Genomic DNA, 20,811 nt, shown 5'->3' with positions numbered 1-20,811 from the left:
GCGAGGACTTTTTGGTTACCTTTTTGGTCCTTCAAAAAGTGACCCGCCGTCAGGGCGGAACCCTAAGCCGCCGTTACCGCAGCAACGGATATGCCCCCACCCCCACGATAAACAACGCCCCACTGACGCGCACCACAGGCAATCCATCCCCAAAGAGACCGCACTAAACCTTCAAGGTACGCGTCATGCGCAACGCCAACACACTGCCGGCCACAATCACGGCCGCCAGCAGGTACAGCGCCATGTCGGTGGAGCCGGTGGCATCCTTCACAAAGCCGACGATATACGGGCTCAAGAACCCCGCCATCTGCCCCATGGAGTTGATCAGCGCCAAACCGCCAGCCGCCGCGCCCGCGCTAAGCAGGGCGGTGGGCACCGGCCAGAACATCGGCAGGCCGGTGAGGGCGCCCATGGTGGCGATGGTCAGGCCGAGAATTGCAATCGCCGGGGTGGTGGCGAAGTTCACCGCAATCACCAAGCCAATCGCGCCCATCAACATCGGCACCACCAGGTGCCAGCGACGTTCCTTGCGCAAGTCGGCGGAGCGGCCTACCAGCAGCATGAACACGGCCGCCAGCAGGTACGGGATCGCACTCAGCCAGCCAATCACCAGATTATCGCTGAAGCCCAGATTCTTGATGATTGATGGCAGCCAGAAGTTGATGGCGTACACGCCGCTCTGGATGCAGAAGTAAATCAGGCCGAATGCCCAGATCGCCGGGTTCTTGAACACTTCGCCGAGGGAATCGGTGGTGGTTTTCGGTTTGTTGGCCAGGTCCGTCGCCTGATCGGCTTCCAGCACCGCACGCTCATGGGGCGTGAGCCACTTGGCGTTGGCAAAGCTGTCGCTGAGCAGGAAGTAGGCGAGGGCGCCCAGAATCACCGTGGGAATGCCTTGCAGCAGGAACATCCATTGCCAACCGGCCAGGCCGCCTTGGCCGGCGGCGAAGTGGTTGAGGATCCAGCCGGAAAACGGGCTACCGAGCAGGCCGGATACCGGAATTGCCGACATGAACAACGCCATGATTCGCCCACGGCGAAAGGTCGGGAACCACTGCGAGAGGTACAGCACCACGCCGGGGAAGAACCCGGCTTCTGCTGCGCCGGTCAACAGACGCAAGCCGTAGAAGTGGCTGGGCGTGGTGACGAACAGCAGGCAGGTGGACAGCGTGCCCCAGACGATCATCATCAGCGCAATCCAGCGCCGTGGGCCGAATTTGGTCAGCGCCAGGTTGCTCGGTACGCCGCACAGCACGTAGCCGATAAAGAAGATCCCGGCACCCAGGCCGTACACCGTTTCGCTGAATTTCAACGCATCGAGCATCTGCAACTTGGCAAAGCCAACGTTCACCCGGTCCAGGTAGTTGAACAAGTAGCAGATAAATATGAAGGGGATCAGGCGCAGGGTAATGCGCTTGTAGATGGCGTTTTTATCGTCATCGGTGGCCAGTGTGGCAGCGGCGCTCTGTGACATGGCAGTCTCTCTTTATTATGATTTTTCGCGATGCGAGGGTAACGTTGATCGCCCAAAGAGTCTCGGCCACCTTGCCGGGTGCTGTCTTTGTGCTTGCGCACTGTCAGGCAGGCTTTGCGCTGTGCCTCTGAACAAGAGCATGAACAACCACGCCTTTAAAGGAACTTAGCCCCATGTTCGAGCTGGATCATGACCTGGCGCAGGATATCGTCAATCGCACCATGGCGATCCTGCCCTATAACGTCAACGTCATGGACAGTCAGGGCCTGATTCTGGGCAGTGGCGAGCCGGAGCGCATCAACACCCGGCATGAAGGCGCGCAGTTGGTGTTGGCCAATGGCCGGGTCGTGGAAATCGACGGCCAGACCGCCAAACACCTGAAGGGCGTGCAGCCCGGTATCAACTTGCCGCTGATGCACGACCAGCGCCTGATCGGCGTGCTGGGTATCACCGGCGAGCCTGAGTTGTTGCGCACCTACGCGCAACTGGTGCGCATGACCGCCGAAATGCTCGTCAGCCACCGCCATCAACAAGCCGAGCAACAGTGGCGCCGCCAACGCTGTGATGACTTGCTGGCCTTGCTGCTGGCCGACAACGGTGACTCACCGCGCCTGGTCGACGAGGCCCAGCAATTGGGGCTCAAACCCCAGCTGGCCCGCACGCCCTACCTGTTCGAGCTGGGTGCGGGCCAATCTGCGGAGGCCTTGAGTGCCTGGCTGAGCAGCCGGTTCCCGGACAGCTGGTGCGTCAGTTCTGCACAGTTTTCCTTATTGTGGTGCAGGCCTGCGGCGACCCAAGTGGATAACCCGAAACTGCTGGAAAAACTTCAGGGCCTGGGCTGGAAGATCTTGCGGGTCGCCGTGGGCGGCCAAGCCGATGGCCTGGCCGGGTTGCGCCGGTGTTACCGCCGCGTTGGAGACTTGCTGGCCTATGGTCGCGATATTCTGCCGCAATCGCAGCTGTTGACCCTCAATCGCTACCGCCTGCCGGTGATGCTCTGGCGCCACCGCAACGACGACGCCCTGGACGAATTGCTTAACCCCCTGCGTAAAGTCCTGGCCAAGGACAGCAACGGCCAACTGTTGGCTACTTTGCGCAGCTGGTGTGAGCACGATGGCCAAAGCCAGGCCTGTGCCGATGCCCTGGGCATTCATCGCAACAGCCTGCGCTACCGCATGGAACGCATTGCCGAACTCAGCGGCGTCGACCCACTGACCCTCGACGGCATGCTTTCGTTGTACCTCGGCGTACAGCTACTGCCCCAGGCTTTGTCGCAATGAACAACAAACCTCACCCGTACTTGTGCATCGGACCGGCGTCATTGCCGATGGCAACTGGCAGCATGGGCGTTATAAAAACCGGAGAAAGCCCATGAAAATCATCATCGCCCCCGACTCGTTCAAGGACAGCCTGAGTGCCGAAGGCGTTGCCCAGGCGATTGCCGACGGCCTCGCACAGGTGTGGCCGGATGCACAATTGGTCCAGTGTCCGATGGCCGACGGCGGTGAAGGTACGGTGGATTCGGTACTCGCTGCCTGCCAGGGCGAGTTGCGCCGCGAAACGGTGCGCGGGCCATTGGGCGAGGCGGTGGAGGCGCGCTGGGGTTGGCTCGCAGACAGCCACACAGCCATGATCGAAATGGCCGAAGCCAGTGGTTTGCAACGCGTGCGGCCGGGGCAGCGCGATGCTTGCATCAGCAGCACATTCGGCACCGGCGAGCTGATCCGTGCGGCCCTGGATGCCGGTGCGCAGCGCATCATCCTGGCGATTGGCGGCAGCGCCACCAATGATGCAGGTGCGGGCGCGATGCAGGCGCTCGGCGTGCAGCTGTTTGACGCCCAGGGCCAGGCACTTGCACCGGGTGGCCTGGCGTTGGCAGGTTTGGCGCACATCAGCCTGGAACACCTGGACCCACGTTTGGCCCAGGTGCGTTTTGAGATCGCGGCTGACGTCAACAATCCACTGTGCGGGCCGCAGGGCGCCTCTGCGATTTTCGGCCCACAAAAAGGCGCCAACCCGCAACAGGTCGAGCAGCTTGACGCGGCGCTCGGGCGCTTTGCCGATCACTGCGCCCATGTGTTGCCTAAAGACGTGCGCGACGAGCCCGGCAGCGGCGCGGCGGGTGGTTTGGGGTTCGCGGCCAAGGCCTTTCTCGGCGCACAGTTCCGCGCGGGCGTAGAAGTTGTCGCCGAGCTGGTGGGCCTGGATGCAGCTGTACGCGATGCGGACCTGGTGATTACCGGTGAAGGCCGCTTCGATGCACAGACCTTGCGTGGCAAAACACCGTTTGGCGTGGCGCGTATTGCTCAACGCCATGGCGTGCCGGTCATCGTGATCGCCGGCACCTTGGGCGAAGGTTACGAGCAAATGTACGCCCATGGTGTGGACGCCGCTTTCGCCTTGCCTTCGGGCCCCATGAGTCTTGAGCAGGCGTGCAGCGAGGCGCCGCGTCTGTTGCGCGAGCGCGCGGCGGACATTGCGCGGGTGTGGCGCACAGCGCTCGGCCGGCGTGGCTGACAGGCGCCTCATTTAGCTGTTTGCTCTTGTGTGGGAGCTGGCTTGCCTGCGATAGCCATAGGTATCTACATAACTTTTGAAGGCCGCCACTTTCTCCTGTGGCGAGCAGGCTTGTCCTGCGTTGGGCTGCGTAGCAGCCCCCAGGTAGGCAACGAGATACTATTGAAAGCACTCTGCGTCTGTTTTTTGGGGCTGCTGCGCAGCCCAACGCAGGACAAGCCTGCTCGCCACAACAGCTCACTTGCCACACAAGCCTGTATGCGCAGCTATCGGCCTCTAGCCATCGTGCAACCTTGCCGCCTACACTGGCCGGCCACTTGTTTTTCAAAGGATGAAACACAATGCACACACCTGAACCCCATATCGTGATCCAGCGCTTTACCGAAGCCCACCTTGAAGGCGTGGCTGCGCTCTATAACGACGCGGCCGTGTGCCGTCAGGTGCTGCAAATGCCTTATCAATCGGTGGAGGCCTGGCGCAACAAACTGGAACTCGATAACGAGCGACTGCTGCAGCTGGTGGCGGTGCATGGCGGTGAGGTGATTGGCCAGCTTGGCCTGGAACAGACCCTGCGAGTGCGGCGCAGCCATGTCGGTTCGTTCGGCATGGGCGTGGCCACGGCGTGGCAGGGCAAGGGCGTGGGCTCCAAACTGTTGGCGGCCGCGCTGGAGGTGGCCGACAACTGGATGAACCTGCACCGCGTGGAGCTTACGGTGTACGCCGACAATCAAGCCGCGCAAGGCCTGTACCGAAAGTTCGGCTTCGAAGTAGAAGGCCTGTTGCGCGATTACGCCCTGCGTGATGGCAAGTTTGTCGACACTGTCAGCATGGCGCGCCTGCGCCAATCGGCCTAATCCGCCAGTGCAAACGCCACCGCTGCCTGCGCATGCAGCTCGGTGGTGTCCAGCAGTGGCAGGTGGCTGTGCTGCGGCTTGATCAACAGGCCGATTTCCGTGCAGCCAAGAATGATCGCCTGGGCACCCCGTGCCGCCAATGACTCGATCACCCGTTGGTAAACCTGGCGCGAAGCCTCGCTGATCACCCCGACACACAACTCTTCATAGATGATCCGGTGCACGGCCTCGCGCTCGTGCGGTTCGGGCACCAATACGGTTAAACCCTGTGCGGCCAGGCGGGACGTGAGAAAGTCCTGTTCCATGGTGAACGCGGTGCCCAGCAGGCCAACTGTCAAGGTGCCGGCTTCGACTGCCGCAGCGCTCGCCGCATCGGCAATATGCAGGAACGGAATCGACACGGCCGCCTCGATACGCGGCGCCACCAGGTGCATGGTGTTGGTACACAGCACCACACAGTCGGCGCCACCCGCTTGCAGGCGGCGCGCAGCGTCTTCGAGAATCAGCGCGGCGTCATCCCAACGCCCGGCATGCTGGGCCTGTTCCACCGGGCCGAAGTCCACGCTGTACATCAACAGTTGCGCCGAGCGCAGCGGCCCGAGCTGGTCGCGCACCCGCTGGTTGATGATGCGGTAATACTCGGCGCTGGACTCCCAGCTCATGCCGCCGATAAGGCCGATGGTGCGCATGCGATGCTCCGGAACAGGAATGTTGCTTCACCATACCCATCGGCCATGGATTAGTCATACGCAGTTGCCGGCCAAATCACCGGTGCAGTTGCGCAGGCGTTAATCATACGGTCAGCGGCCGCATCTGCCATGATCGTCGCTCGCAACCTGGCTTACCCAAGGAAACTTGCAATGGACGATGTACAGCAACTGGGCGAGATGCTTCGTCATTACGCCGACAGCGAAGCGCATAAAAAACAGCAATTTGACCTGCAGTCGGCGCGCTGGGCGCAAAAGCTCAGTGAGGTGTTCGGGCAGATCGAGCAGTGGCTGGAGCCGGTCAAGAGCGTCGGCTTGCTTGAAGTCCAGCGTGAAGCCTATGTCGCCAGCGGCCCTGGCCTGCCGGCTGAGAGTTCAACCTTCAAGACCGAGAAGCTCACCGTGCATATCACTGGCAAGGCCGTGGAATTTGTGCCGGAAGTCATGGGCGCTGGTGGTTTGATATCGGTGTCAGTGATGGGCCTTACCGCTGCGCGGCACGGCAGTGTGTCGCTGGTGCTGGCGGTCGACAAAAATGATTGGCTGTGGAAGAAAACCAATGGTTTGAAAGACCCGGACACTTTTGCCTTCGATGCCAACTTCCTGGCCACGCAACTGCAGAGTCTGATCCCGCGTGAGCGCGGCTGAAAGCTATTGGCTGGACTCGGTCAAGTGCGGGCGTGGGGTGCCGGTGTGACCGGGTGCCTGTGGGCTGGGCGGGTTTTTAATTCGAGGGGCTTTAACATTCATTTCATTTTTGGGTGCGCAGGGCGAATTTCTTCGTTTTGCGCTTGATGAAACGTTTAATCAAACGACAAAAGGCACACGCAAGCGCTTGCGTACGAAAATGCTTCTGGCATAGAGTCGGCAACACTCGATTACAAAAATAATAAATCCAGGAGCTCATCCATGAGCCTTGACCCCTTGCTAGAGATGCAGGGCATCAGCAAAACCTTCAACGGTTTGCGCGTGCTCAAGAATGTCGGCCTGAAGGTTTACCCCGGTGAAATCCACGCCTTGATGGGTGAGAACGGCGCCGGCAAGTCGACCTTGATGAAAATCCTTTCCGGCGCTTACCAGGCCGATCCCGGCGGTGAAATCCGCATCGACGGCCAGCCCGTCGCCACCTTCGACCCCGCCACTGCCAAGACCCTCGGCATCGCCGTGATCTACCAGGAACTGAGCCTGTGCCCGAACCTCAGCGTGGCCGAGAACATCTACCTGGGCCGCGAACTGCGGCGTGGCTGGACCATCGACCGCAAGGGTATGCAGGCAGGCTGCGTCGAAGTGCTGCAACGCCTGGGCGCCGAGTTCAAACCCGCGACGCCCGTCAGCAGCCTGTCGATTGCCGAGCGCCAATTGGTCGAAATCGCCCGCGCCCTGCATGCCCATGCACGCATCCTGGTGATGGACGAGCCGACTACGCCGCTGTCATCGCGTGAAACCGACCGCCTGTTTGCCTTGATCAAACAACTGCGCAGCCAGGGCCTGGCAATCATTTACATCAGCCATCGCATGGCCGAGATCTACGAGTTGTCGGACCGGGTCTCGGTGCTGCGCGACGGCCAGTACATCGGCGAATTGACCCGCGATGCGCTGTCAGCCGAAGTGCTGGTGAAGATGATGGTCGGCCGCGATCTGTCTGGCTTCTACAAGAAGGAACACGCCGCGTACAACCCCGGCAACGTGGTAATGCGCGTGCGCGACATGGCCGACGGCAAACGCGTGCGCAATTGCAGCTTCGACCTGCATGCCGGTGAAGTGCTGGGCATTGCCGGGCTGGTCGGGGCAGGGCGCACGGAGCTGGCGCGGCTGATCTTCGCCGCCGACCCGCGCACCTCCGGCACCCTGGAGGTAGTCGGCAAAACCGTTACTCAGCTGCGAAACCCGGCGGATGCGATTCGCGCAGGTGTGGTGTACCTCACCGAAGACCGCAAGGCTCAGGGCCTGTTCCTGGACATGAGCGTGGCCGACAACATCAACGTCTGCGCCTGTGTGCCGGATGCGCATGCCGGTGGCGTGCTGGACCGTGGGCACGCTGCGCAACGCTCCAATGATGCGATCAAGTCGCTGTCGATTCGCGTGGCGTCGGGCAAGGTCAATGTCGGCGCGTTGTCCGGCGGCAATCAGCAAAAGGTGCTGTTGGCGCGGCTGCTGGAGGTCAAGCCGCACGTGCTTATCCTCGACGAACCGACTCGCGGCGTGGACATCGGCTCCAAGTCCGAGATCTACCGCATCATCAATCAACTGGCACTGGCCGGTGTGGGCATTGTGGTGATCTCCAGCGAGTTGCCGGAAATCATCGGCACCTGCGACCGTGTGCTGATCATGCGCGAAGGCCAGTTGGTGGCCGAAGTCGGTGGGGCTTCAGGCCACGTCATTTCCCAGGAACGTATTATCGACCTCGCCACCGGTGGCGATCAGGTGGCTGCCCATGGCTGATTCAATGATTGCAACAACCGGCAAGGCCGAGCGCCTGCGTGAACTGATGCGCACTGTCGGCATGCTGCCCGTGCTGGTTTTGCTGCTGGTGGGCTTTGCCTTGGCCAGCGAGAACTTCCTCACGGTGCAAAACCTGTCGATCATCACCCAGCAAGCCTCGGTCAATGTGGTGTTGGCGGCGGGCATGACCTTTGTGATCCTGACGGCGGGTATTGACCTGTCGGTGGGCGCGATTCTGGCGGCGTCTGCGGTGGTGGCCTTGCAGGCATCGATGTCGCCGCAGTTCGGCATGTTCGGGATTGCGGCGGGCATCGGTTTTGGTCTGTTGCTGGGCCTGGTCAACGGCGGGCTGATCGCCTTCATGCGTTTGCCGCCGTTTATCGTCACGCTTGGCGCATTGACCGCCATGCGTGGGCTGGCGCGTTTATTGGCCGATGACAAGACTGTATTCAACCCCGACCTGCCGTTTGCATTTATCGGCAATGACTCGGTGCTCGGCGTGCCGTGGCTGGTGATCATCGCCGTGGCCGTGGTGCTGCTGTCGTGGTTCATATTGCGCCGCACCGTGATGGGCGTGCAGATCTATTCGGTGGGCGGCAACCCGGAGGCGGCGAGGCTGTCGGGCATCAAGGTGTGGAAAGTGCTGCTGTTTGTCTACGCCATGTCCGGCGCGCTGGCCGGTCTTGGCGCCGTAATGAGCGCGTCGCGCCTGTTCGCCGCCAATGGCCTGCAACTGGGGCAATCCTATGAGCTAGATGCGATTGCGGCGGTGATCCTGGGTGGCACCAGCTTTACCGGCGGGGTTGGCACCATCGGCGGCACGCTGATCGGCGCACTGATTATCGCGGTGCTCACCAACGGCCTGGTGCTGCTGGGTGTATCGGATATCTGGCAGTACATCATCAAGGGCATCGTGATCATCGGCGCAGTGGCGCTGGATCGCTATCGCCAGTCCGGCGCACGTACCTGATTCACCTCAACAACAATCACAAGAGAGACCGGTATGAACTTCAAACGTATCTTTCCCGTTATGGCCTTGGCTGCCCTGATGTCCCATGGCGTGGAGGCCCGCGAACTCAAAGCCCTGGGCATCAGCATGGGCTCGCTCGGTAACCCGTATTTTGTGACCCTGGCCGACGGCGCCACTGCGCGGGCCAAAGAGCTGAACCCTGCTGTGAAGGTCACCTCGGTGTCGGCCGATTATGACTTGAGCAAGCAGTTTTCCCAGATCGACAACTTCATCTCATCCAAGGTCGACCTGATCCTGCTGAATGCCGTCGACCCGTCGGCCATGGCCTCGGCGATCAAGAAAGCCCGGGATGCCGGCATTGTGGTGGTGGCCGTGGATGTGGACGCCAAGGGCGTAAACGCCACAGTGCAAACCGACAACGTCGAAGCCGGCAAACTGGCCTGCCAGTTCCTGGTGGACAAGCTGGCGGGCAAGGGCAACGTGATTATCCAGAACGGCCCGCAGGTTACCGCCGTGACCGACCGCGTCAAAGGCTGCAAGGCGGCATTGGCCGGCGCACCGGACATCAAGGTGCTGTCCGATGATCAGGACGGCAAAGGCTCACGCGAAGGTGGCTTGAATGTGATGCAGGGTTACCTCACGCGCTTCCCGAAAATCGACGGCCTGTTCGCGATCAATGACCCGCAAGCCATCGGCAGCGACCTGGCGGCCAAACAGCTCAAGCGCAGCGGCATCATTATTACCTCGGTGGACGGCGCGCCGGATATCGAAAATGCGCTGAAGACCGACACCCAGATCCAGGCATCCGCCAGCCAGGACCCTTGGGCCATGGCCCAGACTGCCGTCAACGTCGGCAATGACATTCTCAATGACAAAGCCCCGGCCGAAGCGGTTACCCTGCTCACGCCAAAACTGATCACCCGCGACAACGTGGCGACGTACAGCGGCTGGTCGAGTAAACATTGAGTTAAAGGGGAAAGCGTCGTGGTCACCATGGATGACGTGGCAAGCCGGGCCGGGGTGTCGACCTCGACCGTGTCCCACGTGTTGAACGGCACCCGCAAGGTCAGCCCGGCCACGGTGCAGGCCGTGCAGCGCGCGATTCAGGAACTGGGTTACATCCCCAACACCCTGGCGCGCTCGCTGGCGCGATCCAGCACCAATACCATTGGCGTGGCGATCTCGGCGCTGTCCAACCATTACTTCAGCGAAACCGTGCACGCGATTGAAACCGAGTGCGCGCGCCACGGCTACATGATGCTGTTTGCCGACCCGCACGACGACCCGGAACAGGAGTTGCGGGTGGTCACCGCGCTGCATCACCGGCGCGTTGACGGGATTCTATTGGCGCCGTCGACCGGCTCCAGGGCGCTGGAGTATCTGCAGGCCAACGAGATGCCGACGGTGCTGGTGGACCGCATGATGAGCGAGCAGTTTGATCAGGTCGGGGTGGAGAACACCCAGTCCACCCAGGCGCTGGTTACACACCTGATTGAACATGGGCACCGGCGCATTGGCTTTATTGCCGGGCGCGAAGGGCTGGGCACCACCGATGAGCGTGTGGCCGGTTACCGTGCGGCGTTACAGATGGCGGGGCTGGTGTTCGACCCGCAGTTATTGGTCAACGGCGGTTCCAACAGTGAACCGGCGCGGCAAGCCACGGCGCAGTTGCTGGCGTTACCGGCGCCACCCACGGCCATCATGGCCGGCAATAACCTGATGACGCTGGGCGCCATGCACGCCCTGCGTGATGCGCGCATTGAGGTGCCAAACCGGATGGCCCTGGTGGGTTTTGATGATTTTGACTGGGCGGATTTCTTCGTGCCGCGCCTGACCCTGATCGCCCAGCCGGTCAAAGAGCTAGGGGCCCGCGCGGTGCATATGCTGTTGCAACGCATGGCCACGCCCGGCGCACCCACCCAAAGCGTGCGCCTGGCGCCGAGCCTGCAACGGCGTCACTCCTGTGGCTGTATTGAAGTGGAATAACCTACGTATGCGCACCCCTGTTTCCCTCGGCATAGACCTCGGCACTTCAGAACTCAAGGCGATCCTGATGGACCTCGACGGCAGCGTGCTGGCCCACGCCGGTGTGCGCCTGAGCGTTTCGCGGCGCCACAGCGGCTGGTCCGAACAGGCCCCTGAAGACTGGTGGCAGGCCTGTTTGCAGGCGCTGGCGCAGTTACGCGAGCACGCGGCGTTTGCGCGTGTGGCGTGCATCGGCCTGTCCGGGCAGATGCATGGCGCGGTATTGCTGGGCAAGGATGATCGCGTGCTGTACCCGGCCATCCTGTGGGATGACGCGCGCGCAGTGGCCCAGGCCGAGCAACTGGGCAGTGAGTTTGCCGAAGTCACCGGCAGCCTGCCCATGGCCGGGCTGACGGCGCCCAAACTGCTGTGGCTGCAACAGCACGAACCCGAGGTGTTCAAGGCGATTGAATGCGTGTTGTCACCCAAGGACTACCTGCGGTTGCGCCTGACCGGCGAGCGCATCAGCGATATGTCGGATGCGGCCGGCACCCTGTGGCTGAACGTCGCGCAGCGTGAATGGTTTGCGCCGATGCTGCACGCCACGGGGCTTTCGCCTGCGCAAATGCCCCGGCTGGTGGAAGGCGGCGCAGCCAGTGGTGTACTGAATGTAGACGGGTTGGGCCTGTCGCCCACGGTGGTGATTGCCGGTGGCGGCGGCGATAACCCGGTAGCGGCGGTCGGCATCGGTGCGGTCAATGCCGGTGACGGCTTCATCACCTTGGGCACCAGCGCGGCCATCGTCGCCATCACCGACCACGCCGCCGGTAACCCGGCCAGTGCCGTACACAGCTTCTGCCATGCGTTGCCCAACCGCTGGTACACCATGGGCGCGATGCTCGCCGGGGCCAGTTGTTTGCGCTGGGTGACGCGGTTGACTGGCCAAGTGGATGAACAAACTTTGTTGGATCAAGTGCAGGCGCAGTTGCCCATCGACCAGCCGGTGCCGCTGTCGACGCCGTTGTTTCTGCCGTACCTGGCCGGGGAGCGTACACCGCACAACGACCCGTTATTGCGTGGTGGGTTTATGAACCTGGGGCATGACTGCACGCCTGCGATGCTCGGCTATGCCGTGATGGAAGGCGTGGGTTTCGGCCTGCTCGATGCGCTGCGTGCGGTGCAATCGACCGGTGCCGATGTGACCGCCTGCGCCTTGGTCGGCGGCGGGGCGCGGAGTGAGTATTGGGCGCAGTTGCTGGCCAATATCCTCCAGCGGGAGATTTTTACGTTGCACGGCAGTGAACTGAGCGCGTGTGTGGGGGCGGCGAAGCTGGGGTTTATGGCGATTGGCATAGACCTGTTGGCGGCAGGGATGAGGGTGAAAATGCGCTACATCCCGGATACCCGGCAACAAATGACGCTGAAGGCCCGATACTGCAAATTCCAAGGCTTGCTGACTGCTGCAAAAGCGTTGCACGACTAACTCGACGAACACAGCTTTTGTGGCGAGCAGGCTTGTTGTGGCGAGCAGGCTTGCCCTGCGCTGGGGCGCGAAGCGGCCCCTATACCTGACGACGCAATACACCTGGAAATACGCGGTGAGTGTTTTTGGGGCTGCTACGCAGCCCAACGCAGGGCAAGCCTGCTCGCCACAACAAGCAGGCTCACCACAACAAGCCTGTTGGCCATAACAAGTTTGCTCATCCAGTAAGTCAATTTTATAACCAGGCCGCATCCCATAACGGATAATCACCAATGTGCTCAACCAGCCCGGCTCGCAGAGGGTTGGCGATGATATAGCGGGCCATTTTCAGAAGATCTTCATCGGCGCGAACGGCGCGGTCATGGTAACCACGCTGCCAGAACCTTTCTCGACTGCCACGCGCTCGATTGATGCTGAGCGTGCTGCGCGACTTGGTCTGGCGCATCACATCGCGCAGTGTTGAGTTGTTCAGGTCGAACAACCAATGAAAATGATCCGGCATCACCACCCACGCCAGTGAGTTGACCAGGCCCGCTTCGTGAGTTCGTTTAAATTCTGCGACCAACAAACGGCCCAGCTGAATATCCCGAAACAAGGGCAGACGCTGATGCACCACGGCAGTGACCAAATAAGCTCGACCGGTTTCTGAATAGCGGCCACGACGTAACAGATGGGAGTTGGGTTGAGGAGACAATCCGTTGTTCCTTGCTTGAATAAGAAGCTTTGACGCTAGCAGCGCAATCGGCCCAGCCTGGAACACTTGCGTGTCCCGATATTTCTACGCCCATCCCCGTGTTGAACCGATTTCCTGTGGCGAACAGGCCTGTTGTGGCGAGCAGGCTTGCCCTGCGTCGGGGCGCGAAGCGGCCCCTATACCTAACCATGCAATACAGCTGGAAATACGCGGTGACTGTTTTAGGGCTGCTGCGCAGCCCAGCGCAGGGCAAGCCTGCTCGCCACAGGAAGCCTGTTTGCCGTAATCAGTGAGTGTTATCCGCCAGTTCACGCAGCACCGTAAGCAACGATGTTCTTCCCTTAAGCACCTGCTCATGCTCAAAACAGATCCAGCCTTCATTAAACCCATCGACCATGCGCATACGTGGCAATGGGTTTTGAGCGCCCTGGGCACGCAACAAGGCCTCCCAGGTGTCACGCGCCACCGCTTCAGCGCGCACGTCGCGGCCGAGCACATGGGACAAGGTATGTGCGATGTCGTTGGGGCTGACCCACTGGCCTTCCAGTTCAACCACCCGGTGGCCGGCCCACGCCTGTTGCAGCAGCTGCGCGGCAAGGGTGCCGATATCCGCCGTGGCGATCATCGGCACGGCTTTTTCCAACGGCTGCAGAAAGCTGTGGATCACGCCGGTTTCCCGCGCGCTGATCACGTCGTACAGCGCGTTTTCCATAAACCAGGCGGGGCGCAGGAAGGTCACCGGAATGTCCAGCGTGCTTAGGGCCTGTTCCATCAGGGTGCGTTGGGTCAGCAGGTTGACCTCAGTCGCCTGGGCGCCGATGGTCGAGAGGCACTGCACCTTTTTCGGTGCAGCCGCCTGTAGCGCCTGGCAGACGGCGGCAATTACCGCTCGGGCCTCGGGAAAACCAGGCTGCGGATCAAACCCGGGAGGCGGCAGGATAAACACGCCGGTTGCACCCTTGAACGCTTCGGTTAATGCCTGTGCGTCGTCCATCTGCGCAAATACAACATCGCAACCTTGCTCGGCCCAGTAGGCCGCCTTACCCGCATCACGCATCACCGCGCGCACCGGTTGGCCTGCCTTGATGAGGTTGCGCGCCAGGGCGCCGCCGACTTTGCCAGTAATGCCAGTAATCACGTACATGAGCTTTATACCTGTGGGTTCCAATCAGTGGAGCCCAGCATAAAGACCTGCCAGTGATGACAGAATAGCGATTGCGTCACTGCGTTGGTGACGCAAAATCACTAATCAGCCAGGGGCGGCAAACGGCGTTTTACCGGGGTTTTCTTGACGATGGCGGTGTTGGTTTCGGCATAGGCGTTGAGACGGTCGAGCAGGCTGTCGAGCTGGTCCATGGTGCGTACATGCAGGCGCGCGATAAAGCAGTCGTCACCGGTGACCTTGTCGCACTCGGTGAACTCGGGGATCGCCTGGATCTGGCGCTCCACCTCCTGCAACTTGCCGGGCAAGGGGCGAATGCGCACGATGGCTTGCAGCAAATAGCCAAAATGCCTGGGGTCAATATCGACGGTGTAGTGGGTGAGCACACCGCGCTCTTCAAGCCGGCGCAAGCGTTCGCCGACGCTGGGCGATGACAGCCCGGTAATGCCCGCCAAGGCCTTGAGCGACAGGCGCGAGTCGTCCATCAAGGCGGCGATCAGTTGCTGGTCGATGGTGTCAATCATGCTGTCTGCCTAATAACAATAGGTGAATAAAGGTGTTTGCCTTTTTTAGTCGCTGGAGCCGCTGACCAGCAGATTGCCATAATTGTGCCTCACTTGAGGAGCTTTGATCGTGGACACATCTATCCGTCGCGGGTCGTGGGAAATGGTCGCCGCCATGCTGATTTCGGGCACTATCGGCTGGTTTGTGCTGGTGTCGGGCGTGTCGGTGATCGAAGTAGTGTTCTGGCGCTGCGTCATCGGCGCGCTGGCCCTGTTGCTGGTCTGCGCACTGCTGGGTTATCTGCGACTGGAGTTGCTCACCTGGGCCAAGTTCGGCCTGGCGATGCTCAGCGGCGTGGCCATCGTCGGCAATTGGTTGCTGTTGTTCGAGTCCTATTCCCACGCGTCAATCGCCATCAGCACGGCGGTCTACAACGTGCAGCCGTTTATGTTGGTGATGCTGGCCGCGGTGTTTCTCGGTGAAAAAATCACCGTGCAGAAACTGGCGTGGTTGAGCGTCGCGTTCCTCGGCATGTTGGCGATTGTCACGGCCCACGGCGAGCAGCAAAGCGGTGGCGCTGACTACCTGGCGGGTATCGCCCTGGCCTTGGGCGCGGCATTTTTGTATGCGATTGCTGCACTGATCATCAAACGCCTGAAGGAAGTGCCGCCGCATTTGATAGCGTTGATCCAGGTGACCACCGGCGCACTGTTACTCGCGCCGCTGGTGCCCTGGAACAGCTTGCCGGTGTCAACCAATGCGTGGGCTGCACTGCTGACGCTAGGCGTGGTGCACACCGGCTTGATGTACGTGTTGTTGTACGGCGCGATCCAGAAACTGCCCACTGCCATTACCGGTGCACTGTCGTTTATCTATCCGATTGCGGCGATTTTTGTCGACTGGATTGCCTTCGGCCATCGCCTGGGTTGGCTGCAATGGCTGGGTGTGGCTGCAATCCTGCTGGCGGCAGCGGGGTTACAGCGGGGCTGGTGGTGGCCCCGCCCGCCAAGGGTCAGTGCGTACCCTGAAAGATGATGTTTTCCGGGTTGAAGTGCTCCACCTTACTGCCCGGCTGCGGCAACCCAAGGATATGCCCCTTGATCTTGCCCACCACGTGCATCTCGCACGGCTTACAGTCGAACTTCAGGGTGAGCACTTCGTCGCCGTGAATCAACTGCATCGGCGCCACTTTGGTTTTCACGCCGGTCACACCCTTGGCTTGTTTAGGGCACAGGTTGAACGAGAAACGCAGGCAGTGCTTGGTGATCATCACCGGCACTTCGCCGGTTTCCTCGTGGGCTTCGAAGGCGGCGTCGATCAGCTTGACGCCGTGACGGTGGTAGAAGTCGCGGGCCTTTTGGTTATACACGTTGGCCAGAAACGACAGGTGCGCTTCCGGGTACACCGGCGGCGGCGAGGTTTCAGCTTTACGCCCACCACGCGGGTGCGCGGCAATGCGTGCGGCGGTCAGCGCTTCGATCACTTCGCGGCGCAAGGCCTTGAGCTGCGAGTTGGGGATGAAGAACGCCTGCGGCGCATCCAGCTCGATGTGCGTGGCGTGGTACTCGGTGGTGCCGAGTTGGCCAAGCAGATCGCGCAGGGTGTCGAGCGCCTGTTCCGGCTTGTTGGCCACGCCAAACGGGCCGGGCAGGGTGACGCTGGCGCTAATGCCTTCTTCGCTGGTGGCGGTGACTTCGAGCTGGTCTTCACGCAGGCGTGCCACCCAGGCCAGGCCAATGCGGCGTTCGGCGGAGGTTTTGAGCAGCGCTTGTTGCCAGTTATGGTCGAGGTTGCGGTTCAGCGGATGGTTGGGGCGCAACTGGTGCAAGCCGGCCGGCATTTCATTCGGCTCGACGCGGTAGCGGTAGCGTTTTTCACCGTCTTCCTCAAATTCGCCTTTAGGCTCGGCGATGTTGGCGCGGAACCCCACCACTTCACGTTTGACCAGCACATTGAGGCCGTCGCCATTGGACAGCGGCTCATGGGTGACCACCTGCAAGTCGCGCTTGCCGGCTTTTTCCACCACACCCACCGGCAGGCCGGTGAAGGTCGGGGTATCGAAAGCGCCGATGTCGACCTTGCGGTCGGTGACAAAATAGTCGGTGCTGCCACGGTGGAAGGTTTTTTCCGGGTCGGGCAGGAAGAAGTGCGCAGTACGGCCGCTGGAGGCGCGGGCGAGGTCGGGGCGGTCTTCGAGCACGTCATCCAGGCGCTGGCGGTAATAGGCGGTGATGTTCTTCACATAGCCCATGTCCTTATAGCGGCCTTCGATCTTGAACGAACGCACGCCGGCTTCGACCAGTGCGCGAATGTTGGCGCTCTGGTTGTTGTCTTTCATCGACAGCAGGTGCTTTTCAAAGGCAACGACGCGGCCCTGGTCATCTTTCAAGGTGTACGGCAGGCGGCAGGCCTGGGAGCAGTCGCCACGGTTGGCGCTGCGGCCATTCTGCGCGTGGGAGATGTTGCACTGCCCGGAGAACGCCACACACAGCGCACCGTGGATGAAGAATTCGACGGCGGCGTCGGTCTCGTCGGCGATTGCGCGGATTTCCTGCAGGTTCAGCTCACGGGCCAATACCAACTGCGAGAAACCGGCCTGGTCGAGAAACTTGGCGCGGGCCAGGGTGCGGATATCGGTCTGGGTGCTGGCGTGCAGCTCGATCGGCGGAATATCCAGCTCCATCACGCCCAGGTCTTGCACGATCAACGCATCGACACCGGCGTCGTACAGCTGATGGATCAGCTTGCGCGCGGGCTCCAGTTCATTGTCATGCAGGATGGTGTTGATGGTGGTGAACACGCGCGCGTGGTAACGGCGGGCGAATTCGACCAGTTGAGCGATATCGCTCACCTCGTTACACGCATTATGGCGCGCGCCGAAGCTTGGGCCGCCGATGTAGATGGCGTCGGCGCCATGCAAGATAGCCTCGCGTGCGATGGCGACATCGCGGGCAGGGCTGAGCAATTCCAGGTGGTGCTTGGGCAAGGACATAGTTTTTTTAGTCAGGCTTGTCACGGTTGAGGCGCGCATTGTAGCTGTGAAATGCCTGACCGGCATCTACCGCAGGGCGACGTGTGGGAGCTGGCTTGCCTGCGATGCAGGCAACTCGGTACATCAGGCACACCGAGGTGATGTAATCGCAGGCAAGCCAGCTCCCACAGTAGATGTGTATTGCGGGTGATAACTCAGGCCTTGGCCGCCATCGCGGTGACTTCCACGCGCATGCCTTCTACCGCCAAAGCAGCCACGCCGACGGCTGCACGCACAGGCCAGGGCTTGGCGAAAAAGCGCTTGTAGACTTCGTTGAATGCCGCGCGATCCGCCATGTCGGTGAGGTAGATGGTCAGGTGCATCACCCGGTCCATGGAGCTGCCGGCTTTCTCCAGCGCGACCTTCAGCGCTTGCAGGGTGCATTCGCTTTGCAGAGTGATATCGCCCAGTTCCAGACTGCCGTCGGCGTGGGTCGGGATCTGGGTGGAAACCAGGATGCCGTTGAAACCGATGACGTCGCTGGAGATGGAGTCGGCATCCGGGTCGGGGGTGAAGGACAGGTCGTGGTTGGCCATGAGTGCCTCATAAAAGGTTGAACGAATGTTGGCGTCCAGTTTAAACACAGGGGGCGTCAAGGTCACGGCGTCCGTTCCTGTGGTTGCTCACAGCATTGATAGGTAAGCTGGTGCGCTAAACAACTAAGTAAACGGTAACCACACCTGATGGCAAAAGAACTGATGACGGAGGCAGTGTGTTGGGACATGGACGCGAAGGTGTCAGCCAGCTTTGCCCATAGCGACAGAACACTCTTTTATTTTTGCGATGGTTGCCTCGAAGAAGTTGTGGCTTCAATTTCGCAAAGGGATAACTTTTTTTTCAAAGCCCTGAATTCACACATGCCAGGCTGCGCACACGAAAAGGAGAAAACTCAAGCGTCCGACGTTCCTGTGCAGCTCACTCCAAGACCTGCCTATGTAGCGCCGCCGTTGATTCCCAGTCATCTGGGCAAACTGGCCAAGCGACGTAAAGGCGCCAAACCTTCGCAGGCGCAAATGCAAGCTTTGGTAGCACAGGTGAGTAAGGCGCCGGCCATGCATCCGGGCACCTTGGCCGAGGTGGTTGACGCATGGTCCGCGATGTCAGTGAGTAAACGTCAGCAAGTGCCGTTATCGATCGCCGGGCAGCAACTGGCTTACCTCGACGCTTTCGCTCAGATGAACGGATCCCAGAAGAACATCGCGTTGCTGGGATGTGATCAGAAAGTCATTTATGCCCAAGCGACTGCCACTGTCCTGGACAAAGCCATCTTGGTCGTGACTTGGCTGAAGTTCGAGACAGCCAATAAGTCCGTGCCCATCCGGGTGAAAATCAAACCCAATGACCCTGTGGCCGAAGGGTGGACCAGTGGCCAGCACGTAAGATTATTCCTGCACGGTCCTGTTCCTACGCTTAATGCTCAGCAGACTTACTTTGAAATGCAGCCGTCGACCGATTACAGCGGATTCATTGTCAGGCCCTGAGACGTTCTAACACGTGCGGCATAGCGTCTGAATGTGCGGGCCACGAAACCATTGGCCCGCACATCCAAGTCACTTACAGCAGCGTAAACGGATAGTCGACGATCACCCGCAGCTCATTCAACTTGCCGTCGCGTTGGTCGGCGTTGGATGAAACCATGGCGTCACGCACACGAAACGACAGGTTTTTCGCCGGGCCGCTTTGCAGCACGTATTTGGCTTCCACATCGGTCTCGTGGTGGTCGCCATCGGCGCCATAGTCGCCGGCATAGGCACTGTTGGTCGGGGTGTGGGTGCCGTTGATGTCCGAGCCGTTGACGTAACGGGTCATGAAGCTCAGGCCCGGTACGCCGTAGCTGGCCATGTTCAGGTCATAACGCACGCCCCACGACTGTTCGCCCGGGCCGTTGAAGTCGCCCCATTGGATTGAGTTGGCGAGGAATACCGAGTCGCCGCCTTCGCCCGCGCCATTGTTGCCGGTGCCGATGTAGTCGAACGGCGTGTCGCCGTGGACTTTCTGAAACGACAGCGTCAGGGTGTGCGCCGCCAGGAACGAGTAAGCCGCCGCCACCGAGTAGGTGGTGTTGTTGATGGCCCCGGCCTTGGCGCTGCCGGTGTCGAGGGTGCGGTACAGGTTGCCGTCCAGCGCCAGTGACTGGTCGTGCCCCAGCGCGATCACGTAGTTGAGGTTGGTGTAGTACTGGCGCCAGATGTCTTCCAGCTCGCCCGCATACAGGGTCGCGCTCAACGATGGCGTGAAGGTGTATTTGCCGCCGACAAAACTTGCGCTGTTGGCCGCCACGTTGGCGTAGGTCGCGTAGATATCGTGGTCATGGTTGCTGGTCATGCCGCTGTTGGTGCTGGTGAAGTGCCCGGCTTCCAGGTCCAGGCCGGCGATTTCGCTGCTGGTGAGGTCAAACCCGGTGGCGGTCTGCGGCAGAATGCGCGTGCCGCCGGTGGCGAATACCGGCGCAGTGGGTTGCATGTCACCGAATTTCAGCTGGGTCTTGGAGACCTTGATCTTCACCGCAGCGCCCACCGAACCATAGCCATTTTCCGGGTCGCCATTGCGGTTGGTTGGCAACTCACCAGTGCCGGCATCGGCGTGGGTGGCATCCAGTTTCATCGCGCCGTAGGCGTAGGCATCCACGCCAAAGCCGATGGTGCCCTGGGTAAAGCCCGAGGCGTAGTTGAGCATCGCGCCCTGGGTCCAGTCGCGGTTGTCGGCCTTGCCACTTTGGCGGTCGCGGTCGAAGTAATAGTTGCGCAACAGCCCGGTAATGCTGCTGCCGTCGATAAAACCTTTGGAATCGGCCTGGTCGCTGACCGACTCGGCGAGGGCCGCTTGGCTGATACTGGCGCACACCGCCAGCGTTAACAGGCTCCACTGTTTGATCATGTTATTGCTTCCCCGGAATAATTAACGCGTGCACAGAAACACCGCATGCTTGAAGAGCGCTTAAGGTTTTATGGCAGATGTTTCAGGTGAGCGTGGTGCTGTTTTTATTCTGCTCGACGTGGTTGTCGAAG

Annotated in this window: 19 protein-coding genes; 11 read left to right on the top strand and 8 right to left on the bottom strand. The window is 60.8% G+C overall.

What is annotated here, in order from left to right:
• Nucleotides 1–163: 163 nt before the first annotated feature.
• Nucleotides 164–1,474, bottom strand: coding sequence for an MFS transporter (locus K0H48_RS14110; RefSeq protein WP_138817628.1), 1,311 nt, complete (start codon nucleotides 1,472–1,474; stop codon nucleotides 164–166).
• A gap of 173 nt (nucleotides 1,475–1,647) precedes the next feature.
• Between K0H48_RS14110 and K0H48_RS14105 the strand changes: the two genes are divergently transcribed.
• The 3 genes from K0H48_RS14105 to K0H48_RS14095 all read left to right on the top strand — a co-directional run bounded on the left by K0H48_RS14105 (nucleotide 1,648) and on the right by K0H48_RS14095 (nucleotide 4,845).
• Nucleotides 1,648–2,754 (top strand): sugar diacid recognition domain-containing protein, encoded by a 1,107-nt coding sequence (locus K0H48_RS14105; RefSeq protein WP_219267949.1) that lies wholly within the window; start codon nucleotides 1,648–1,650, stop codon nucleotides 2,752–2,754.
• A gap of 91 nt (nucleotides 2,755–2,845) precedes the next feature.
• Complete coding sequence (locus K0H48_RS14100; RefSeq protein ID WP_219267948.1) at nucleotides 2,846–3,991, top strand: glycerate kinase; 1,146 nt, start codon at nucleotides 2,846–2,848, stop codon at nucleotides 3,989–3,991.
• A gap of 341 nt (nucleotides 3,992–4,332) precedes the next feature.
• Entirely contained in the window at nucleotides 4,333–4,845 is a 513-nt protein-coding gene (locus K0H48_RS14095) for a GNAT family N-acetyltransferase (RefSeq protein ID WP_219267947.1), read from the top strand.
• Here the strand turns inward: K0H48_RS14095 and K0H48_RS14090 are convergent.
• On the bottom strand, nucleotides 4,842–5,534 hold the full coding sequence (locus K0H48_RS14090; protein ID WP_219267946.1) for an aspartate/glutamate racemase family protein: 693 nt from the start codon (nucleotides 5,532–5,534) through the stop codon (nucleotides 4,842–4,844). The two genes, K0H48_RS14095 and K0H48_RS14090, sit on opposite strands and share 4 nt — an antisense overlap.
• 171 nt (nucleotides 5,535–5,705) lie before the next feature.
• Between K0H48_RS14090 and K0H48_RS14085 the strand changes: the two genes are divergently transcribed.
• From K0H48_RS14085 to xylB, 6 genes are all read left to right on the top strand, one after another.
• Nucleotides 5,706–6,200 (top strand): hypothetical protein, encoded by a 495-nt coding sequence (locus K0H48_RS14085; RefSeq protein ID WP_219267945.1) that lies wholly within the window; start codon nucleotides 5,706–5,708, stop codon nucleotides 6,198–6,200.
• Between the two features lie 261 nt (nucleotides 6,201–6,461).
• Entirely contained in the window at nucleotides 6,462–7,994 is a 1,533-nt protein-coding gene (locus K0H48_RS14080) for a sugar ABC transporter ATP-binding protein (RefSeq protein ID WP_219267944.1), read from the top strand.
• Nucleotides 7,987–8,964, top strand: a complete 978-nt coding sequence (locus K0H48_RS14075) for a ribose ABC transporter permease (protein ID WP_219267943.1) — start codon at nucleotides 7,987–7,989, stop codon at nucleotides 8,962–8,964. The genes K0H48_RS14080 and K0H48_RS14075 overlap by 8 nt, the downstream gene beginning before the upstream one ends.
• Before the next feature lie 33 nt (nucleotides 8,965–8,997).
• On the top strand, nucleotides 8,998–9,930 hold the full coding sequence (locus K0H48_RS14070) for an ABC transporter substrate-binding protein (protein WP_056860049.1): 933 nt from the start codon (nucleotides 8,998–9,000) through the stop codon (nucleotides 9,928–9,930).
• 18 nt (nucleotides 9,931–9,948) lie between these two features.
• A complete protein-coding gene (locus K0H48_RS14065) occupies nucleotides 9,949–10,950 on the top strand; it encodes a LacI family DNA-binding transcriptional regulator (RefSeq protein WP_219267942.1) in 1,002 nt (333 codons plus the stop codon).
• A gap of 7 nt (nucleotides 10,951–10,957) precedes the next feature.
• Nucleotides 10,958–12,412 carry a xylulokinase gene (xylB, locus tag K0H48_RS14060; RefSeq protein WP_219267941.1) on the top strand — a complete coding sequence of 485 codons (1,455 nt, stop codon included), beginning with the start codon at nucleotides 10,958–10,960 and terminating at the stop codon, nucleotides 12,410–12,412.
• Between the two features lie 235 nt (nucleotides 12,413–12,647).
• Here xylB and K0H48_RS14055 read toward each other — a convergent pair whose 3' ends face one another.
• From K0H48_RS14055 to K0H48_RS14045, 3 genes are all read right to left on the bottom strand, one after another.
• Complete coding sequence (locus K0H48_RS14055; RefSeq protein WP_219267940.1) at nucleotides 12,648–13,106, bottom strand: transposase; 459 nt, start codon at nucleotides 13,104–13,106, stop codon at nucleotides 12,648–12,650.
• Between the two features lie 286 nt (nucleotides 13,107–13,392).
• Nucleotides 13,393–14,250: an NmrA family NAD(P)-binding protein gene (locus tag K0H48_RS14050; RefSeq protein WP_219267939.1), complete on the bottom strand. Its 858-nt coding sequence runs from the start codon at nucleotides 14,248–14,250 to the stop codon at nucleotides 13,393–13,395.
• A gap of 101 nt (nucleotides 14,251–14,351) precedes the next feature.
• Entirely contained in the window at nucleotides 14,352–14,792 is a 441-nt protein-coding gene (locus K0H48_RS14045) for an Lrp/AsnC family transcriptional regulator (RefSeq protein WP_219267938.1), read from the bottom strand.
• Nucleotides 14,793–14,901: 109 nt separating this feature from the next.
• Between K0H48_RS14045 and K0H48_RS14040 the strand changes: the two genes are divergently transcribed.
• Nucleotides 14,902–15,807 (top strand): DMT family transporter, encoded by a 906-nt coding sequence (locus K0H48_RS14040; RefSeq protein ID WP_219267937.1) that lies wholly within the window; start codon nucleotides 14,902–14,904, stop codon nucleotides 15,805–15,807.
• Here K0H48_RS14040 and K0H48_RS14035 read toward each other — a convergent pair.
• Complete coding sequence (locus K0H48_RS14035) at nucleotides 15,785–17,764, bottom strand: U32 family peptidase (protein ID WP_219267936.1); 1,980 nt, start codon at nucleotides 17,762–17,764, stop codon at nucleotides 15,785–15,787. The genes K0H48_RS14040 and K0H48_RS14035 overlap by 23 nt on opposite strands.
• Nucleotides 17,765–17,958: 194 nt before the next feature.
• The gene (locus K0H48_RS14030; protein WP_017135617.1) at nucleotides 17,959–18,339 is read right to left on the bottom strand and encodes a RidA family protein; all 381 of its coding nucleotides are present in this window, start codon (nucleotides 18,337–18,339) and stop codon (nucleotides 17,959–17,961) included.
• 147 nt (nucleotides 18,340–18,486) lie between these two features.
• Here K0H48_RS14030 and K0H48_RS14025 point away from each other — a divergent pair, with 147 nt between their 5' ends.
• The gene (locus tag K0H48_RS14025) at nucleotides 18,487–19,284 is read left to right on the top strand and encodes a hypothetical protein (protein ID WP_219267935.1); all 798 of its coding nucleotides are present in this window, start codon (nucleotides 18,487–18,489) and stop codon (nucleotides 19,282–19,284) included.
• 73 nt (nucleotides 19,285–19,357) lie between these two features.
• Here the strand turns inward: K0H48_RS14025 and K0H48_RS14020 are convergent, their stop codons facing one another.
• Nucleotides 19,358–20,680, bottom strand: a complete 1,323-nt coding sequence (locus K0H48_RS14020; RefSeq protein ID WP_065930055.1) for an OprD family porin — start codon at nucleotides 20,678–20,680, stop codon at nucleotides 19,358–19,360.
• Nucleotides 20,681–20,811 lie beyond the last annotated feature (131 nt).

The sequence above is a fragment of the Pseudomonas sp. Xaverov 259 genome (genome assembly GCF_019352915.1).
GTDB lineage: Bacteria > Pseudomonadota > Gammaproteobacteria > Pseudomonadales > Pseudomonadaceae > Aquipseudomonas.
Note: the sequence above shows the minus strand (reverse complement) of the source record. Positions and strands in the feature narration are given on the sequence as shown.

Coding starts and splice junctions, on each gene's coding strand:
- K0H48_RS14110 (WP_138817628.1), bottom strand. CDS start 1,474: ATGTCACAGAGCGCCGCTGCCACACTGGCCACCGATGACGATAAAAAC.
- K0H48_RS14105 (WP_219267949.1), top strand. CDS start 1,648: ATGTTCGAGCTGGATCATGACCTGGCGCAGGATATCGTCAATCGCACC.
- K0H48_RS14100 (WP_219267948.1), top strand. CDS start 2,846: ATGAAAATCATCATCGCCCCCGACTCGTTCAAGGACAGCCTGAGTGCC.
- K0H48_RS14095 (WP_219267947.1), top strand. CDS start 4,333: ATGCACACACCTGAACCCCATATCGTGATCCAGCGCTTTACCGAAGCC.
- K0H48_RS14090 (WP_219267946.1), bottom strand. CDS start 5,534: ATGCGCACCATCGGCCTTATCGGCGGCATGAGCTGGGAGTCCAGCGCC.
- K0H48_RS14085 (WP_219267945.1), top strand. CDS start 5,706: ATGGACGATGTACAGCAACTGGGCGAGATGCTTCGTCATTACGCCGAC.
- K0H48_RS14080 (WP_219267944.1), top strand. CDS start 6,462: ATGAGCCTTGACCCCTTGCTAGAGATGCAGGGCATCAGCAAAACCTTC.
- K0H48_RS14075 (WP_219267943.1), top strand. CDS start 7,987: ATGGCTGATTCAATGATTGCAACAACCGGCAAGGCCGAGCGCCTGCGT.
- K0H48_RS14070 (WP_056860049.1), top strand. CDS start 8,998: ATGAACTTCAAACGTATCTTTCCCGTTATGGCCTTGGCTGCCCTGATG.
- xylB (WP_219267941.1), top strand. CDS start 10,958: ATGCGCACCCCTGTTTCCCTCGGCATAGACCTCGGCACTTCAGAACTC.
- K0H48_RS14050 (WP_219267939.1), bottom strand. CDS start 14,250: ATGTACGTGATTACTGGCATTACTGGCAAAGTCGGCGGCGCCCTGGCG.
- K0H48_RS14045 (WP_219267938.1), bottom strand. CDS start 14,792: ATGATTGACACCATCGACCAGCAACTGATCGCCGCCTTGATGGACGAC.
- K0H48_RS14035 (WP_219267936.1), bottom strand. CDS start 17,764: ATGTCCTTGCCCAAGCACCACCTGGAATTGCTCAGCCCTGCCCGCGAT.
- K0H48_RS14030 (WP_017135617.1), bottom strand. CDS start 18,339: ATGGCCAACCACGACCTGTCCTTCACCCCCGACCCGGATGCCGACTCC.
- K0H48_RS14025 (WP_219267935.1), top strand. CDS start 18,487: ATGGCAAAAGAACTGATGACGGAGGCAGTGTGTTGGGACATGGACGCG.
- K0H48_RS14020 (WP_065930055.1), bottom strand. CDS start 20,680: ATGATCAAACAGTGGAGCCTGTTAACGCTGGCGGTGTGCGCCAGTATC.